Consider the following 15,349-nt stretch of genomic DNA (forward strand, 5'->3'; position numbering starts at 1 on the left):
ACCTCTACCCGGCCGCCCCCGCCGGCGGACCACGCAGTGACGACGGAGGTAAGGCCGCATAATGTCCAACTTCCCGTTCCTCTCGGTGCTGACCGTGGCGCCGCTGGTCGGCGCGCTGGTCGTGGCCGTCCTGCCGCGCCGCCGGCCGGACCTGGCCAAGCTGGTCGCCCTCGGGTGGTCGCTGCTGGTGCTGGCCCTGTCGGTGGTCATGTGGATCGCGTTCGAGGCCGGCGGTGACCGGCTCCAGTTCCGCGAGTCGTACACCTGGATCCCGCAGTGGGACGCCCGGTTCACCTTCGCCGCGGACGGCATCGCGCTGGTGATGCTGATGCTGATCGCGGTGCTGGTGCCGCTGGTGATCCTGGCGTCCTGGCACGACGCCGAGTCGTCGAAGCGCTCGGTGCCGGTCTACTTCGCCCTGCTGCTCGTCCTCGAGTGCACGATGATCGGCGTCTTCGCCGCCGCCGACGTCTTCCTGTTCTACGTGTTCTTCGAGGTCATGCTGGTGCCGATGTACTTCCTCATCGGCAGCTACGGCGGCCACCAGCGGCAGTACGCGGCCGTGAAGTTCTTCCTCTACTCGCTGGTCGGCGGGCTGTTCATGCTCGCCGCGGTGATCGGCCTGTGGGTGGTCGGCGGGCACACGTTCGACTGGCAGGCGCTGACCCAGGCGGAGATCTCCACCGACACCGCGCGCTGGCTGTTCCTCGGGTTCTTCGTCGCGTTCGCGATCAAGGCGCCGTTCTTCCCGTTCCACACCTGGCTGCCGGACGCCGGTGGCGCGGCCCCGGCCGGTGCCGCCGCGCTGCTCGTCGGCGTGCTGGACAAGGTCGGCACCTTCGGCCTCCTGCGGTACTGCCTACCGCTGTTCCCGGAGGCGTCGAAGTGGTTCGCGCCGTGGGCGCTGGCGCTCGGCGTGATCGGCATCATCTACGCCGCCCTGCTGGCCGTCGGCCAGAACGACCTCAGGCGGCTGGTGTCGTACACGTCGATCGCGCACTTCGGCTTCATCGGGGTCGGCATCTTCGCCTTCACCACGCAGGCCGGCACCGGCGCGGTGCTGTACATGCTCAACCACGGACTCGCCACCGGCCTGCTCTTCCTGGTGGTGGGGATGCTGGTGGCCCGGCGCGGCTCGGCCCTGATCAGCGACTTCGGCGGCGCCGGCAAGCTGGTCCCGCTGCTGGCCGGGGTGCTGTTCTTCGCCGGTCTGGCCTCGCTGGCGCTGCCCGGCACCGCGCCGTTCGTCTCCGAGTTCCTGGTGCTGATCGGCACCTTCACGGTGAACAAGCCGGTCGCGGTGATCTCGACCCTCGGCATCATCCTCGCCGCCGCGTACGTGCTGTGGATGGTGCAGCGCACCACGCAGGGCACCCTCAACCCGGCCCTGGCCGAGGTCGAGCCGATGCGCCGTGACCTGAACCTGCGCGAGAAGATCGTGGTCGCCCCGCTGATCGCGCTGATCGTGCTGCTCGGCTTCTACCCCAAGCCGGTCACCGATGTCATCAACCCCGCCGTCCAGGCGACCATGCAGGACGTCGGGAAGTCCGATCCCGCCCCTGAGGTCGGCAGCGTCCAGGAGGCCGCAAAGTGACCGAGCTCAAGTTGCCGTCGATCGACTACGCGGCGCTCGCTCCGATCCTGATCATGCTGGGCGCCGCCCTCCTCGGCGTACTGGTCGAGGCCTTCGTGCCCCGGCGGCACCGGCACTGGGCACAGCTGTCCCTGGCGTTGCTGGCGGTGCTCGCGGCGCTGGTGATGGTGATCCGTAACGCCGACGACCGGCTGCTCACCGCTGGCGGGGCGATCGCGGTGGACGGGCCCACGCTGTTCCTCCAGGGCGCGATCCTGCTCCTCGCCGTGGTGGCGCTGCTGCTGATGGGCGAGCGGGCGGTGGAGCGGGGCGGCGTGTTCGTCGCCCACGCCGCCATCACCGCCGAGTCGGCCGAGGACCGGCGGCAGGCCGAGGAGGCCAGCGGGGCCACCGAGGTCTACCCGCTGACCACCTTCGCCATCGGCGGCATGCTGATCTTCGTGGCGGCGAACGACCTGCTGACCATGTTCATCGCCCTCGAGGTCTTCTCGCTGCCGCTGTACCTGCTCTGCGCGCTGGCCCGCCGCCGGCGGCTGCTGAGCCAGGAGGCGGCGATGAAGTACTTCATGCTCGGCGCGTACGCCTCGGCCTTCTTCCTCTTCGGCGTGGCCCTGGTGTACGGCTTCACCTCCGGCATGCCGGGCCGGTCGGCCGGGGTGGACTTCGCCACCGTGCACGCGGCGGTGACCGAGTCCCCGTCCAGCGAGGTGCTGCTCTTCGCCGGCATGGCGCTGCTCGCCATCGGTTTGTTGTTCAAGGCCGCCGCCGCGCCGTTCCACGTCTGGACGCCGGACGTCTACCAGGGCGCCCCGACGCCCGTCACCGGCTTCATGGCGGCCTGCACGAAGGTCGCCGCGTTCGGGGCCCTGCTGCGGGTGTTCCACGTGGCGTTCGCCGGGGCGGCGTGGGACTTCACCCCGGTCCTCGGCGCGGTCGCGGTGCTGACGATGCTGGTCGGCGCGGTGCTCGCGGTGACCCAGACCGACATCAAGCGGCTGCTGGCGTACTCGTCCATCGCGAACGCCGGGTACCTGCTGGTCGGCGTGCTCGCGCCGAGCAAGGACGGGCTCTCCGGCACGATGTTCTACCTGGTCGCGTACGGCTTCTCGGTGCTCGCCGCGTTTGCGGTGGTGACCCTGGTCCGCGACGCGGACGGGGAGGCCACCCACCTGTCCCGCTGGGCCGGGCTGGGCCGGCGCTCGCCGTTCTTCGCCGGGATCTTCACCTTCATCCTGCTGGCCTTCGCCGGCATCCCGCTGACCAGCGGGTTCATGAGCAAGTTCGCCGTCTTCGCCCCGGCCCTGGCCGCCGACCAGGCGTGGCTGGTGGTGGCGGGCGTGCTGACCAGCATGGTGCTGGCGTTCCCGTACCTGCGGGTCGTGGTGATGATGTGGCTCTCGGAGCCGGGCGAGTCCACCCCCACGGTCACCGTGCCAGGCGGGCTCACCTCGGCGGCCCTGATGATCGGCGTGCTGGCCACGCTGGTCCTGGGCGTCGTCCCGGGCCCGCTGCTCGATCTGGCCAACGGTGCCGCCGAATTCGTCCGGTGACAGACCCTCCCCGACGACGGGGCCGGTGCGCGGTAGCGCGCCGGCCCCGTCGCCGTATCCCCCATCAGGGGCAGGTCGAACGGGTGTGGCATGGTGGATAGCGTGGTGATTCCGGCTGGCGAGCGTTCAGGTGTCACCGGCTCCGCTCGGCGGAGTCCGGTCAGCACCGGTCAGTTCGGCGCGCTCGGCCTCTATTTGGCCGATCCCGGCGTCGAGGCGTCCGTGCTGGGCCTGCTGGAGTCCGTCGAGGCGGAGCTGCGGGCCGGCGTGGCGAGCGCGGACCCGTTGGTGGCCGAGGCCGCCCGGCACCTGGTGGACGCCGGCGGCAAGCGGTTCCGTCCGCTGCTGGTCGCGCTCGGTGCCCAGTTCGGCGACCCGACGAGCCCGCAGGTGGTTCCCGCCGCCGTGGTGATGGAACTCACCCACCTGGCGACGCTCTACCACGACGACGTCATGGACGAGGCGGCCGTGCGGCGGGGCGCCCCGAGCGCCAACTCCCGCTGGACCAACTCGGTGGCGATCCTGGTCGGTGACTACCTCTTCGCCCGCGCCGCGGAGATCGCGGCCGACCTGGGCACCGATGCGGTCCGGCTCCAGGCGCGTACGTTCGCCCGCCTGGTGCACGGCCAGATCGCCGAGACGGTCGGCCCGCGCGACCAGGACCCGGTCGCCCACTACCTGAACGTGATCGCCGAGAAGACCGGCTCGCTGATCGCCACCTCGGCCCGCTTCGGCGGCATGTTCGGCGGAGCGTCCGCCGAGCGCACCGAGGCCCTGGCCCGGTACGGCGAGACCATCGGCGTCGCCTTCCAGCTCTCCGACGACCTGCTGGACATCGCGAGCGAGTCGGTGCAGTCGGGCAAGACCCCGGGCACGGACCTGCGCGAGGGCGTGCCGACCCTGCCGGTGCTCTACGCGCTCGCCGCGGACGACTCGGATGCCGCCTCGGTGCGGCTGCGGGAGATCCTGGCGACCGGCCCGCTGGTCGACGACGCCCTGCACGCCGAGGCGCTCGGCCTGCTCCGCGAGTCCCCGGCGCTGAAGCGGGCGCGGGAGACGGTCCGCAGCTACGCCGAGGACGCGCGGGAGCAGCTTGCCCCGCTGCCCGCCGGCCCGGCCCGCCGCGCTCTCGAGTCGCTCTGCGACTACATCGCCGACCGCACGAGCTGACCCACCCCGCCACCCTTCCCGCCCCGGGACGCCAGCGCTTCTGTTCGGTGATCAAGAGCCTTGCGTCGGGCGTCGGCCCGAACGCGACGCAAGTCTCTTGATCGCCGGGCGGCGCGGCGTACGGGCGGCGCGGCGTACGAGTGGGGTCGGGCGGAGCGGGGCCGGGTGGGGTCGGGTGGAGACCGGGGGCCGGGTGGGGCCCGGGGTTACGGGGTGCGGGTGGGGTTCGGGAGGAGGCGGGTGGCCGTCAGCATGAGCGCGGCGGCCAGGAGCATCGCCACCGCCGCCGCCAGCCACATCGTCGGGTAGCCGAAGCCGGCGGCGGTCGCGCCGAGCGCGAGCGGGCCGAGGCAGCCGCCGGCGTACACCCCGGTCTGGGTGATCGAGGTGGCGGCGGCCGGCGCGGCCGGGTGCAGCCGGACGACCGCGAAGTTCATCAGGCCGGGCCACGCCCAGCCCAGGCCGAAGCCGAGCAGCACGCCCGCCACCAGCGGCGCCGTGCCGGACACCGCGAGCAGGACCAGGCCGGCCGCGCCGACGACGAGCATGCCGGCGATGACCGCGACGTGCCCGCCGTCGCGCCGGTCGGCGAGCCAGCCGGCGCCCACCCGGGCGAGCACGCAGACCGCGCTGCCGAGGGTCAGGGTCAGCCCGGCCAGGCCGGGCGGCAGTCCGCGGTCGGCCGCCGAGTCGACGAGGAAGGTGCCGAGGGCGTTCGCGGCGGCGGCCGCGAGGGTGGCGGCGACCCCGACCGCGACGAGGGCCCACGTGCCTCCGCCGGCCCGCTTCGCGCCGGCGGGCCGCGCGGGGCGGGCCTCCTCGCGCGGTACGGCCGGCAGCGCGGCCAGGGCGGCCGCCGCGCCCGCCAAGAAGGCCCACCGCCACCCGGCGGTCACCGCGATCGTCGGCACGGCCAGACCGGCCAGGAGCGTGGAGACGGGGATCGCCGCCTGCTTCACGCCGAACGACAGCCCCTGCCTGCGGGCCGGCACGTGTCGCACCAGCGCCGCGTTGCTGGCCAACTGGCCCAGCGCGTTGGCGGCGGCGCCGAGCGCCAGGAGGGCCACCAGCACCGGGTACGACCGGGCCAGCGCCGCCACGGCCAGCATGGACCCGGCGGAGAGCACGATGCCGGCGCGGGCCGCGACGGCCGGGCCGAGCCGCTCCACGAGGGCGCCGGACGGAACCGAGGCGAGCGCGCCGACGCCGAAGTAGACGGACACCGCCAGCCCCAGCCCGGCCGGGGACAGGCCCAGGTCGGCGCCGAGCTGCACGGCGAGACCGCCGACGAGGAACACGGGCAGGACGCAGGCGACCGTGGTGGCGACGGCGCCCGCGCCGGCGCGGACCGGCCGGCGGGCGGCGGCGGCGTGGGGCGAGGGGTACGGGGCAGTGCCGGTCATGATCCCGCAAACCTACGTGAGGCCGACTCGGACAACTCATCGTGTCGCTCGGCGCACGGAACGTTTACGATGATCTGGCACTGTCGATCCGATCAGGCATTTCGCCGGACGCCTGGATTTCATATGGTGTAAGTCCCCGGCGGCGGAGGTGGTTGTGCGCGACCCCTTGGCGGAACCTTCGGATCTCATCCGGAGTGTGTCCCGCGCGCTACGCGTACTCGAGGCGGTCGGTCGTGCCCCGAAGGGCCTGACCGTCAAGCAGATCGCGCGGCGCTGCGAGTTGACCGTGGCCACGACCTATCACCTGGTCCGCACCCTCGCGTACGAGGGCTACGTGATCCGGCGGGAGGACGGCACGTACATCGTGGGCCTGGAGATCGCCGACCGCTACCGCGAGCTGGTCACGGCGTTCCGGGGGCCGGCGGCGGTCGGCGAGATCCTGCGGCGGGCCGCCCTGGACACCGGCTACACCCACTACCTCGGCCGGTTCGTCGGCGGGCAGGTGGCGGTCACGGCGGTCGCCGAGGGGCACCGCTCGCCGTACCTGGAGGACCTGGTCCCGGGCTTCGACGAGGGCGCCCACGCCACCGCGCTCGGCAAGGCCCTGCTGGCCACCCTCACCCCCGACCAACGGATGCGCTACCTGCGCGAGTACGGCATGCGTCCGTTCACCAGCGCCACCCTGACCAGCGTGGAGGCGTTCGAGGCGGACATCGCGGCCGGCGACCGGCGGGGGATGCAGATGGAGATCGGCCAGTTCCGCCAGGGCGTCGCCTGCGCCGCGGTGCTGGTCAGCCCCGACAAGGACATGGAGCGCCGGATGGTGCTGGCGTGCGCGCTGCCGGCCGGCGAGATGATGACCTCCGCCCGGGCGGTCCGGGCGAAGCTGCTCACCGTCGCCCGCGCCGTCGCCGACAGCGTCGCGGCAGCCGAGAGCTGAGCGCTGCCGCCGCCTCAGCGTTGAGCGACGCCGCCGTGTGGGAGTTGAGCGACGCCGCCGTGTGGGAGCCGAGTGGCGCCGCCGTGTGGGAGTTGAGCGACGCCGCCGTGTGGGAGCCGAGCGGCGCCGCCACCCCGGAACTGAGCGACGCGGGCCCCCTCCCGGGTGGGGAGGGCGCCCGCGTCGGGCGGGGTGCCGGGGTCAGCTGCCGATCGGGCCGCCGTCCAGCCGCCAGGTGACCACCACGCCGGGCTTGGCGTAGTCGCCGTCCGGCCACGTCGAGGCCGGGTTCTCCACCGAGGCGCCGGTGATCTCGCCCGGGTGCTGCACGGCCACGAACACCGACCGGTTGTCGCCGGTGATGAACGGGCCGCAGGTCTCCGCGCCCACCGGAACCGTCAGGAACTGCTTCAGGTGACCCCGCTCCGGGCCCTCGACGGCGGTGGCGAAGAGGCCGTCGTTGCTGCCCAACGCGTTGCCGTCGGTGGAGATCCAGAGGTTGCCGGTGGCGTCGAAGGCGACGTTGTCCGGGCAGGAGATCGGGGAGACCCCGCTCTTGTCGTAACCGGCGAAGTGGGTCGACGGGTCGGTCGGGTCGCCGCAGACGATCGGCAGCGACCAGGCGAACGTCTCAGCGGTGTTGTCGCCCCGGTCCTCCACCAGCTCCAGGATCTGGCCGTGCTTGTTGAGGTTGCGCGGGTTGGCCTCGTCCGCCGCCGCCTTCCCAGCCTTGCCCCGGTCGGTGTTGTTGGTCAGCGCCACGTACACCTTGCCGGTGAGCTGGCTCGGCTCGACGTCCTCCGGGCGGTCCATCTTCGTCGCGCCGGCCTTGTCCGCGGCCAGCCGGGTGAAGGTGAGCACGTCCGCCGCGGTCATCCCGTCCACGTGCGACCGGTTGCCGCTGACCAGCTTGATCCAGCGGCCCCGGCCGTCGAACGCCCCGTCGGCGGGAAGCTTGCCGGAGCCGTCGATCTCGGCGTCCGAGTTGCCCGCCAACTGCGCGACGTAGAGGGTGCCGGACTCCAGCAGGGTCAGGTTGTGCTTGCGGGCCACCCACGAGTCGCCCGGCAGGAACTTCTTGTCCGAGACGAACTTGTAGAGGTAGTCGAACCGCTCGTCGTCACCCATGTACGCCACCGCGTGGCCGTTCTTGGCGATGATGACGTTCGCGCCCTCGTGCTTGAACCGGCCCAGCGCCGTGTGCTTGCGCGGCCGGCTCTCCGGGTCGAACGGGTCGATCTCCACGACCCAGCCGAACCGGTGCGCCTCGTTCGGGTGCTGTGCCAGGTCGAACCGCTCGTCGGCGCGGTCCCACCGGCGGCTGCCGCTCGGGTACCGATCGGTGGTGCTGATGCCGTACCGGGCCAGCTTCGGCTTCAGCTCCTCCGGCACGCCGTCGCCGCCGACGAAGTACTGGTTGAAGTTCTCCTCGCCGGAGAGCACGGTGCCCCACGGGGTGACGCCGCCGGCGCAGTTGTTCAGCGTGCCGACCACCGTCCGGCCCTTGGGGTCCGCGGCGGTGCGCAGCCACGCCGAGCCGGCGGCCGGGCCGGTCAGGTCGAACTTCGTGGCCAGGGCGGTGACCCGCCGGTTGTACGGCCGACGGCCGTTGTCGACCACCCGCCACTGCCCGCTGCCGTCGACCCGCTCCAGCTCCACCACCGACATGCCGTGCGCGGCCATGGCGACCTTGAGCTGCTCGACCGAGAGCGCCTCCAGGCTGGTGAAACCGGGGAACATCAGGTCCTCGTTGGTGTACTCGTGGTTGACCACGAGCAGCGCCCGGCGGCCCCGCTTGTCCAGCGGCAGCACGCCGACGAAGTCGTTGTTGTAGCCGAACTGCTTGGCCTGCTTCGCGGCGGTCTGCCCGTGCAGGTCGAACTCCGGCGTGCCCGGCACGACCGGGTCGCCCCAGCGGATCACCACCGCGTGGTCGTAGCCGTTCGGCACCACCAGCGTGTCCAGCTTGTTCGGCGGGATCGGCTTGAAGGTCAGCGCGCCGCTGCCCACGCCGCCCTCGGGGCGGGCGAAGGCGGTGGCCTCGGGCACGACCGGGGCGGCGGGCGCCGCGGCGGCCGGGGCGGCGCCGGCCAGCGCGCCAGCGGCCGCGCCACCGAAGCCGAGCACGAGCGCGCCGACAGCACCGGCCCGGACGACGCCGCGCCGGGAGACCTCGGCGTCCACGATGTCACCGAGGTACGGGTTGTCGGTGGGGTTCGGCACCGGGTGGTCGCAGGCGTTGCCGCAGCGGTACAGGCAGGTCATGGCGTCGCGGCTGCCGTGGCGGGTGCCGCCCAGCAGGGGGAGCAGCCGGGGACGGTCGCTCATCGGGGGTGCCTCCTGGAGGGTCGGTGCGGGTCGGCCCAGCCGGCCGAGCCGCGTACGTGGCGGACGCTAGGAGGAGCCGATGAGCGCGGGTCGGCCCGGACGTGAACCGCGTGTGAACAGATCCGCGGTCGCGCCGCCGCCGGGCTGCGAATGAACCGATCGGCGGGCCCGCGCGTATCTTCGGCCGAGCGCACCGTCGGACGCGCCGGGTGCGGGGGAGGGGGCCGTCATCAGCGACCACGACGCCCAACTGCTGCGCGCGCTGCACTCCGAGCACGCCGACGCGCTGTTCGCGCACGCCCTGCGGCTGGTCGACGGCGACCGGTCCCGGGCCGAGGACCTGGTGCAGGAGACGCTGCTGCGGGCCTGGCGGCACCCGGAGGCACTGGATCCGGCGCGGGGCTCGGTGCGGGCCTGGCTCTTCACCACCGCCCGGAACCTGGCCATCGACGCCTGGCGCCGCCGCTCCACCCGGGTCGGCGAGGTCTACACCGACGAACTGCCGGAGCCCTCGGAGTCGGTCGACGAGGCGGAGCGGGCGGTGGAGGCGTGGACCGTCGCGGAGGCGCTCAACCGGCTCAGCCCGAGCCACCGGGAGGTGCTGATCGAGTGCTTCTACCAGGGACGATCGGTCGCCGAGGCGGCGGCCCGGCTGGGCGTCCCGCCGGGCACGGTCAAGTCCCGCACCCACTACGCGCTGCGCTCACTACGGTTGGTGCTGGCCGAGATGGGGGTGACCGAATGAGCCGCTGCGAGTTCGCGTACGACGACGGCGCGTACGTGCTCGGGGCGCTCTCCCCCGCCGAACGCGCCGCGTACGAGCGGCACCTGTCCGGCTGCGCCTCCTGCCGCGAGTCGGTCGCCGAGATCGCCGTACTGCCCGGGCTGCTCGGCCGGCGCGACCCCGCGGGCCTGGAGCAGTTCCTGCCGTCGCCGCAGGAGGAGTCCCGGGTGCCCGCGCTGCTCGCCGCCGCCGGGGACCGCCGCCGCCGCGAGCGGTGGGCGACCCGCCGTCGGCACGCCCTGACGGTGCTCGTCGCGGCCGCCGTGGCGCTGTTCGCCGGGTTCGGTGCGGCCGGCACGGTCCGGCCCGCCCCCGAGGCCACCGGGACGCCCGCCCCGCAGGTGCCCATGGCCGCCATGCGCCCGGTCGCCGGCACGGTGCCGGTGCACGCCGAGGTGGGGCTGACCGGCACCGCGTGGGGCACCGAGGTCACCATGCGCTGCGGGTACGACTGGCGGCCCGGCCACCGGGAGGCGTACACGTTCCGGCTGGTGGCGCACGGCCCGGACGGCGCCACGGAGCAGATCGGCTCGTGGCTGGCCGCCCCCGGCGACGACGTCCGGCTCACCGGCGCCACCCGCTTCACGGGCTCGCAGCTGGTCCGGCTGGAGCTCCTCCGCGCCGACGGCACCCCGGTCCTCATCTACGACGCCCGCTGATTCCCTATCGAGGATCGGTTGTCAAGAGGGCGGGTTGCTTGACGGTCCGTGACGGTGTCGCGGAGGATTCGGGTGGGGAAGGTCGCCTCGTTCGTACGCTTCGAGCGTCTTTTTGATCATGTCCCGTGAGGGCTTGGTGAGGGGCCTTCCCCGCCCTGCGCTTGGTGCTGCGCCGCCTGCGGCGGATCTCCTCGGTCACGGTCCACTGCTGCGCGATGATCTGTTTCGCCTGCTGTGGGGTGACCGGCGTGCCGTCGACGTCGCAGATGACATACGGCATGCGGCGGCGCATCACGGTCCAGAGCCGTTCGGCGAGCCGGGCCGCGACCACACAGCTGGCTTTGAGGTGTTCGGCACCGCGTTCGACCATCTGCTGGTGGTAGATGCGCGCGAGCTGCGGGTCCTGCTTGCGAGCCCAGTCCGCGGCCCGGATCAGAGTGGCCCGGGCCAGCCGGGAGCCGGCCTTGGACATCGGCTGGCCCTTGCGGTCGGTGTCACCGGTCTCTGACGCGCGCGGCGCCAGCCCGAGGTATGACTTGAAGTGCGCCGCGGTGGGGAACCGGGCGGCGTCACCGATGACCGCGGTCATCGCCGGTCCGCCGACCTCGGCCAGGCCGGGCAGGCTACGGGCCAGCTGCATCGGGTCGACCCACCGGTAACAGGTCTCCCGTTCGGCCGCGTGCGCGGCCAGCTCGGTGGTGATGGCGCGTAGTAGCCGCACCTCGGTGGCGATCTCGGCGGCCAGGTCGGTGAACGCGACCGCCGGGTGATCACCGTAGAGGTCGACCGCCGCTTGGGCGGCGACCAGCCACTGCTCGGCGCGCGCCGCGCCCTGGTGGTTGTGGGACGCCTTGACGATCAGCGCGGTCAGCCGGGCCCGGCCCAGCCGCAGCAGGGCACGCGGGTCGGCGTAGCGTTCCAGCACCGCCAGGTCGGCCTTGCCCAGATCACCGGTCAGCGGGGTGCACGGCATCACCTGCCGGACCAGGTCCTTGATCCGCACCTTGTGCTCAGACGCGGCCATGGTCAGCCGGTCACACGCGCGCACCCGCCGGTCCAACGCCGCCGCTGCCGCATCCGGCAGTTCGAGGGGCCGTAGCCCGTCCGGGTCGATCAACGGCAAGCGGGCCAGGGTGTCCGCGTCAATGCCGTTGGACTTCGCATGCCGCGACAGGAACCGGCGCAGATCCGCCGCCTTCGCACTCGACACCCGGAACACCAGGTGCCCCCGAGCGGTGAAGAACACCGCGATCGGCAGCCACGCCGGCCCGGTCGGCTCGATCACCACCTCCAACCGCGTGCCCGGCGCCGCCCCGGCCAACGCCGCGGACTCGATCATCGACAAGCTGTCCACCGTCGGCTCGCACCGCCGCCGGCACACCTCCCGTCCGGCCTCGTCACGCACCCGTACCGTGTGCGCCGACGCGATCCCCAAATCGATACCGACCAACCTGCGCTGCATCTACCGCCTCCCCGGACACGTACACCAGCTACCACTCCGGCGATCCGCGCAGGTCAACACCGCACGACAGCCACGGTCCCAAGGAGGCAGAGCAGTCCGACGACGGCTCCCACTCATGTGCTGCAACCGGACCCGGCCTCGCAGGGCCGGCCCACTTCCCTCATCCGGGACATCCGTGGCCAGACCAGCGGTAGCAATCAGCGGTACGAGGCTCTCCCTCAGACCCCAACTCGTCGCCACCCACCGGACCAACCGGGATGCTCATCCAATCCCAGGACCACCGGGCTGATCAAGCACCGGAGTTCCTTACATGACCCGCCCCTCGTTTCGCGCGATCTGACCGGTAAATGACCTGTACCACGACGGGTTTTGGGCGCGGTGGGCTGGCCCGGTGTTGATGGCCAGCCCGGGCGGGGTGGGGGTGTGGGGTCAGGTTGTCGGTTGCAGGGTGACGGTGTGGCCGAGGGCTTCGAGTTGCCGGACCAGGCTGTTGATCTTCCGGGTGGTGTTGATACGGCGTTCGTGGAAGTCGGCGCCGAGATCGTGGTAACGGGCGGTTGGGTCGTTGAGCAGGTGCCAGATGATCACGAGGATGGAGCGGGCGACGGCGACCTTGGCCTTGCCTTTGCCTCGACGTGTGACCAGACGCCGGTAGCGTTCGGACAGGAACGTTCCCTTGCCGCGGGCGACGGTGGCTGCGGCCATACCGAGGGCGCCTTTGAGGTACGGATTGCCTTTGCCTGTCTTGCCCGCGGTGAGGCTGGTACCGGACTGGATGGTGCGCGGACACAGCTTCGCCCAGGACACCAGGTGCGCCGCGGTGGGGAACCGTGTCATGTCCAGACCGATCTCGGCGATGATCAGTTGCGCGGACTCGGTGCTGATGCCCGGGATCTCGGCCAGGCGCCGCCGGGCGTCTGGCGCCGGGGTGTCGCCGTCGCCGCCGCCCGGCTGGGAGGGTGGGTCGATGTCGTCGAGTATCTGCCCGATCCGTGTGGTGAGTTTCGCGATCTCGGTGTCGAGGCGGTCGATCTGGTCGAGCAGGATCCGGGCCAACTCGCCGTGATGGTCGTCGAAGCGGCCGGTGAGTGCCTCGATGAGGGCGTTGCGTTTGCGGCGCAGCGCTCCGTGGGCCAGCGAGGCGAGGGTCGCCGGATCACGTTGACCGGCGATCAACGCCTCAACCATGTCCCGCGTCGACACCGTCCGCAGGGTGGAGGCCACCGACGACACCTTGATCAGGGCGTCTTCAAGCAGTTTCTCCAACCTCGACCAGTAGCGGGTCCGGTCCCGGACCAGATCCACCCGCATCCGGGTGTAGTCACGCAACACCCGCACCGGAGCCGCAGGCACGAACGAGGGCCGCAACAGGCCCTTCTCGGTGAGCTTGGCCAACCACACCGCGTCCAGCTTGTCGGTCTTCGGCCGCCCGGGCACGTTCTTGACGTCACGGGCGTTGACCAACTGCACGTCCAACCCGGCTGCCTCGAACAGGTAGAACCAGATCCGCCAGTAGTCCGACGTGCTTTCCACGGTGACCTTCTCCACCCCCGCCGCCACCAGATCGGCGGCAAGGTCACTGACCGCGTTCGTGGTCGCCGTCACCTGCCACACCCGGCTCACCCGCCGCCCACCCGCGGCGGGTAGCCGGGTACACACCATCCCCGACTCCTTGGCCACATCGACCGCACACACCCGCTCCCAGACCTTCTCGCTGTCAGCGTCCGGGATCTCTTCGGGTAACCCGCGCATCCGCCCGCGTCCCTCCTCACCGTGATCGACCAGTGGGTAGGTCGCCCGGGGGCCTCGGTCGGGAACCGAAAATCTGACCGGCGTGCTCGAAGCAACAGTGCGTGACCCACAAGAGTCCGGGCCCCGGCGCCAGACTTGCAGACGGCCTCAACTAGACCAAGATCGATCGGCGTCGGCGGGCGACCTGTCCACCATTTTCACGCCTGCGAGGCGTCCCGAAAAGACCGGGTGACTTGGAGTTTCGGCCCCGGCATTCCGGACTAACGCCCCGTATGGGGGGCCGAAAGTGCAAGATCGCGGTCGGCGGGGGTGGGGTGGCGGCGGGCGCGGCGGGCGTGGTGCAGGGCATCGGCCGTGAAGACCAGCAGGGCCGCCCAGACCAGCGCGAAGCCGGCGAGGCGGGCCGGCGGCATCGGCTCGTGGAAGACCAGCACGCCGCAGCCGAGCTGGAGGATCGGCGCCACGTACTGGAGCATCCCCAGTGCGGTCAGCGACAGCCGGTTGGCCGCCCCGGCGAACAGCAACAGCGGGATCGCGGTCGCCGCGCCGGCCAGCACCAGCAGCGCGGTGTGCCCGGCGGAGACGTTGCCGAAGGCGGGATCGCCGGCGGCGGCGAGCCAACCGAGGTATCCCAGAGCGGGCAGCGCCAGCACCGCCGACTCCACGAACAGTCCCTCCGCGGCCGGCAGCGCCAGCCGCTTCTTGACCAGCCCGTACGCCGCGAAGGTGACCGCCAGGGTGAGCGCCAGCCAGGGAAGTCTGCCGTAGTCGACCGTGAGCACGGCCACCGCCGCCCCGCCGATGCCCAGCGCCAGCCACTGCGCCGGACGCAGCCGCTCGCGCAGCACCCCCACCCCGAGCAGCACCGACACCAGCGGATTGATGAAGTAGCCGAGAGCCGTCTCCACCACCCGGTCGGAGTTGACCCCGTAGATGTACGCGCCCCAGTTGAGCGCGATCAACGCGGCGGCGGCGACAATCCCGAGCAGCGCCCCGGGGCGGCGCGCCAGCCCCCGCAGGAAGCCGACGTTGCGCATCGCGGCGAGCAGCAGCGCGACGAGTACCACCGACCAGACGATCCGGTGCGCCAGGATCTCCAGCGGGCCGGCCGGCCGCAGCAGCTTGAAGTACAGCGGGAAGAAGCCCCAGATCAGGTACGCGCCGAGGCCGTAGAGGTATCCGAGACGGAGCGGGGTCACGCCTCCACCGTAAGGGGCTCTGAGTCGCTCGACTCCTTTCCGGTGAGCGGGGTCACCCGAGCGTCGTACTGCATCCAGCGGTTCGGCTCGACGTTGGTGAAGCCGACATTCGCGTACACGCCGTGCGCGTCGTCGGTGGCCAGCACGATCCGCCGTACGCCCAGCTCGGCCAGCAGGTCCCGGACGGCACCGGCCAGCCAGGTGCCGAGCCTGTGGCCCCGGACGGACCGGTCGACGTAGACGTCGCAGAGCCAGGCGAAGGTGGCGCCGTCGGTGACGACCCTGGCCACGGCCACCTGACCGCCGTCGCCGGGTCGGTACACGCCGAACCCCAGCGAGCCGCCGAACGACCGCTCGACGGTCGCCCGGTCCCGCCCCAGCGCCCAGTACGCGTCGGTGGAGAGCCAGTGGTGCACGAGGTCGAGGTCGAGCCGGGCCGGGTCGGTGCTGAGCTGGTAGCCGTCATCGCGGGTCAGGGTGAACACGCCCCGACGCTAGTCCCAACGCC

General features: G+C 72.1%; 12 protein-coding genes. 6 read left to right on the forward strand and 6 right to left on the reverse strand.

Annotated features, from left to right (window positions below):
* Nucleotides 1–61: 61 nt before the first annotated feature.
* The 3 genes from JD77_RS14065 to JD77_RS14075 all read left to right on the forward strand — a co-directional run bounded on the left by JD77_RS14065 (nucleotide 62) and on the right by JD77_RS14075 (nucleotide 4,314).
* Nucleotides 62–1,594, forward strand: coding sequence for an NADH-quinone oxidoreductase subunit M (locus JD77_RS14065; protein ID WP_145774798.1), 1,533 nt, complete (start codon nucleotides 62–64; stop codon nucleotides 1,592–1,594).
* Nucleotides 1,591–3,144: an NADH-quinone oxidoreductase subunit NuoN gene (gene nuoN / locus JD77_RS14070; protein ID WP_145774799.1), complete on the forward strand. Its 1,554-nt coding sequence runs from the start codon at nucleotides 1,591–1,593 to the stop codon at nucleotides 3,142–3,144. The genes JD77_RS14065 and nuoN overlap by 4 nt, the downstream gene beginning before the upstream one ends.
* A gap of 90 nt (nucleotides 3,145–3,234) precedes the next feature.
* Nucleotides 3,235–4,314 carry a polyprenyl synthetase family protein gene (locus tag JD77_RS14075; protein WP_145774800.1) on the forward strand — a complete coding sequence of 360 codons (1,080 nt, stop codon included), beginning with the start codon at nucleotides 3,235–3,237 and terminating at the stop codon, nucleotides 4,312–4,314.
* Between the two features lie 206 nt (nucleotides 4,315–4,520).
* On the opposite strand, the gene JD77_RS14080 is transcribed toward JD77_RS14075, so the two are convergent.
* Nucleotides 4,521–5,717, reverse strand: coding sequence for an MFS transporter (locus JD77_RS14080; protein ID WP_145774801.1), 1,197 nt, complete (start codon nucleotides 5,715–5,717; stop codon nucleotides 4,521–4,523).
* A 154-nt stretch (nucleotides 5,718–5,871) separates the two neighbouring features.
* On the opposite strand from JD77_RS14080, the gene JD77_RS14085 reads away from it, so the two are divergent.
* A complete protein-coding gene (locus JD77_RS14085; protein WP_145774802.1) occupies nucleotides 5,872–6,657 on the forward strand; it encodes an IclR family transcriptional regulator in 786 nt (261 codons plus the stop codon).
* A gap of 201 nt (nucleotides 6,658–6,858) precedes the next feature.
* Here JD77_RS14085 and JD77_RS14090 read toward each other — a convergent pair whose 3' ends face one another.
* Nucleotides 6,859–8,985: a PhoX family protein gene (locus JD77_RS14090; RefSeq protein ID WP_145774803.1), complete on the reverse strand. Its 2,127-nt coding sequence runs from the start codon at nucleotides 8,983–8,985 to the stop codon at nucleotides 6,859–6,861.
* A 250-nt stretch (nucleotides 8,986–9,235) separates the two neighbouring features.
* Here JD77_RS14090 and JD77_RS14095 point away from each other — a divergent pair, with 250 nt between their 5' ends.
* Both JD77_RS14095 and JD77_RS14100 read left to right on the forward strand, forming a co-directional pair.
* Nucleotides 9,236–9,730, forward strand: a complete 495-nt coding sequence (locus JD77_RS14095; RefSeq protein WP_246141283.1) for a sigma-70 family RNA polymerase sigma factor — start codon at nucleotides 9,236–9,238, stop codon at nucleotides 9,728–9,730.
* Nucleotides 9,727–10,428, forward strand: a complete 702-nt coding sequence (locus JD77_RS14100) for an anti-sigma factor family protein (RefSeq protein ID WP_145774805.1) — start codon at nucleotides 9,727–9,729, stop codon at nucleotides 10,426–10,428. Before JD77_RS14095 ends, JD77_RS14100 begins: the two co-directional genes overlap by 4 nt.
* Before the next feature lie 4 nt (nucleotides 10,429–10,432).
* Here JD77_RS14100 and JD77_RS14105 read toward each other — a convergent pair whose 3' ends face one another.
* The 4 genes from JD77_RS14105 to JD77_RS14120 form a co-directional block, all read right to left on the reverse strand.
* Nucleotides 10,433–11,890, reverse strand: a complete 1,458-nt coding sequence (locus tag JD77_RS14105) for a transposase (protein WP_145774806.1) — start codon at nucleotides 11,888–11,890, stop codon at nucleotides 10,433–10,435.
* Nucleotides 11,891–12,319: 429 nt separating this feature from the next.
* Nucleotides 12,320–13,642: an IS110 family RNA-guided transposase gene (locus JD77_RS14110; RefSeq protein WP_145773015.1), complete on the reverse strand. Its 1,323-nt coding sequence runs from the start codon at nucleotides 13,640–13,642 to the stop codon at nucleotides 12,320–12,322.
* A 260-nt stretch (nucleotides 13,643–13,902) separates the two neighbouring features.
* The gene (rarD, locus tag JD77_RS14115; protein ID WP_145774807.1) at nucleotides 13,903–14,841 is read right to left on the reverse strand and encodes an EamA family transporter RarD; all 939 of its coding nucleotides are present in this window, start codon (nucleotides 14,839–14,841) and stop codon (nucleotides 13,903–13,905) included.
* Nucleotides 14,838–15,326 carry a GNAT family N-acetyltransferase gene (locus JD77_RS14120; protein ID WP_145774808.1) on the reverse strand — a complete coding sequence of 163 codons (489 nt, stop codon included), beginning with the start codon at nucleotides 15,324–15,326 and terminating at the stop codon, nucleotides 14,838–14,840. Before JD77_RS14120 ends, rarD begins: the two co-directional genes overlap by 4 nt.
* Nucleotides 15,327–15,349: the final 23 nt, after the last annotated feature.

Source organism: Micromonospora olivasterospora (assembly GCF_007830265.1).
GTDB lineage: Bacteria > Actinomycetota > Actinomycetes > Mycobacteriales > Micromonosporaceae > Micromonospora > Micromonospora olivasterospora.